The organism is Streptomyces sp. MnatMP-M17, from assembly GCF_900091995.1.
Taxonomy (GTDB): domain Bacteria; phylum Actinomycetota; class Actinomycetes; order Streptomycetales; family Streptomycetaceae; genus Streptomyces.
This window is the reverse complement of the sequence record NZ_FMDK01000749.1, coordinates 1-1,946: the sequence shown is the minus strand read 5'-3', so window position 1 is coordinate 1,946 and position 1,946 is coordinate 1. Positions and strand designations below refer to the sequence as shown.

3 protein-coding genes are annotated in these 1,946 nt (G+C 70.0%); 2 read left to right on the top strand and 1 reads right to left on the bottom strand.

All coding sequences use genetic code 11. The annotated features are described in order from the left end of the window. On the top strand, positions 1 to 530 hold a 530-nt coding region (locus tag GA0115259_RS29775; protein WP_218104246.1), incomplete at its 5' end, for a hypothetical protein. Positions 531 to 639: 109 nt separating this feature from the next. Further along, a complete protein-coding gene (locus GA0115259_RS29770) occupies positions 640 to 1,038 on the top strand; it encodes a hypothetical protein (RefSeq protein WP_093602769.1) in 399 nt (132 codons plus the stop codon). Between the two features lie 80 nt (positions 1,039 to 1,118). Here GA0115259_RS29770 and GA0115259_RS29765 read toward each other — a convergent pair whose 3' ends face one another. Beyond that, entirely contained in the window at positions 1,119 to 1,388 is a 270-nt protein-coding gene (locus GA0115259_RS29765; protein WP_093602767.1) for a hypothetical protein, read from the bottom strand. Positions 1,389 to 1,946 lie beyond the last annotated feature (558 nt).

Below are 1,946 nucleotides of genomic sequence, written 5' to 3'. Positions count from 1 at the left end.
ACCCAAGGAGACCCTTGAATCACCTTCCGCTCAGCGAGCCCGAAGTCGGAGCCGTCGCGCTGACGATGCTGGACCTGGGAATGCTTCGCCCGGCACAAGGGGTTCCCGCCGAGCCGACGCCTCTGCCGGGGCGCGAGTCCGAATGCCTGGAGGCTCAGCTCGGGATGCCCACGGTCCATCTCGATGACGAGCTGCGCGCCTTCCTGGAGGCGTACAACCGCCGGATCTCGTGGCACCCCGAGCCTCCGGCGGGGATCTGCGCACACAAGCTCGCCAACCCGGGCTGGGTGATCTCCCTCGCCGAGGTCCGCAGCGCGTTGGCCACCCTGGACTCGACGCAGGGCCGGTCGGTTCGGGCAACCGTCGAGGCGCGCTTCCCCCTCGCGGACCGCGAGGTCTGGCAGGACTGGGTGAAGTTGCTGCGCGGCAGCGCCGACTCAGGCCTGCCGGTGCTGTTCGGCCCGGCGGACTACGAGGGCCCCTGGGCAGTCGCCGAGATTCTCCTGGAGAGCGACTACCGCATTTCGTGAGGCCTCGGGTTGGCGCGCGCGCTCTGTCCACAGGGTGGCGCTTCTACCTTCCGTTCAGCCCGGTCAGCCGCCACCCGGCGGCGGACCGGCGGACCCGGAAGGAGAACAGGTGCGCATATCCAAGCGTTTCGGCCGTCCGCTCGCGGCGGTCGCGATCAGCGCAGCCGTGGCCGGCTCGGTGCTCATCGCCGCCCCGGCGGCGCGGGCGTACGGCACCGGACACGGCAAGATCTCGTGCAGTGCCGTGAAGGTGCGCAAGAGCCCGGCCAAGAACGCCACTGCGCTGGGAGTGGCGTATCGCGGCGACGCGGTCGCGTACGACCAGTTCGCGTACGTCAAGGCCGAGAAGACCCGGTACACGCGCGGCACGGTCACGCGGAAGTCCGGCCACGCCAAGATCCGCGGATACGTCTTCTACGACTGCGCGAACCCGTACGGAACGGACCCGATCCCGAAGCCGCCGATCTCCAAGTTGGCCGGCGAAAGGTTCTGCTCGGCGCCCCGTTGACCGGCAGCGGGTCGCTGTCGCCGTCTTCCTCGCGGGGGCTGGGTACCTGCGCCGGATGCGGCCGGGGTGAGGTGAGGTGGTCAGGCGGGTTCGACCCGGGCGGCGTAACCGAGGTCGGCTTCCATCCAGTCGCTGGTGCGCCTCCATCCGGCGGCCTGCAGCTGCCGGTCTGCTGCGGCCGTGGCTGACAGGTCGATGGCGGCGTGGTCGGGGAGAGGGGCGTGGAACATGGCGGGGCCCCATGCGGTCCAACTGTTCGGCGTGTCGAGCAGTTCGACGGAGAGCACGTCGATCGTGGGATTCGGGTCCGGCGCGCGGAAGGTCAGCCAGGCGCTGTGGTTGGAGGCCATGGTGGTGGGTCCCTTCGGAATGGCGGGGTTGTTGGCTTGGTGGCTGCGCGCGGAAGTCCGCCGCTTGGATCATTAGTCTATTTCACGAGTCGCCCTTACGTCAAGTTTTATGTGTCAATCGAATGGGTGGTGGTGCTGGTCACCTTGATGTCGGTGGCCGGGTGAAGCTCGTGAGGCGCGGTCGGCCGTGTCCGCCCGCGTGCTGCACTGCGCCGCCTCGGCTGGGCATGGCGCCCTGCCCGCCGTCGCCGGTCAGGTTGCCTGCCGGCGAGGCGAGGGTGGTCTCGCCGGACGGGTTCGTGCAAGTCGGCGCAATGTGCTGGTGCGGGTGTCGTGCGTCGTTCAGGGTGGTTCTTCCTACCGGTTCTCAAGAGGGGGAAGTGGCATGAGGGTTGCGGGCGGCGTGGCGCCGGGGTGGCGGGTGTGGAGGAGGTGGGTGCGGTACGCCGCTGCTCGCCGCCCTGGACCGCGCCGGCCTGATCGGCGCGCTGCGCGACGCCTCGGGACTGGCGCGGGATGCCGCCGGCCACACCGCGGCCGTGCTGCTGGCCGATCCGG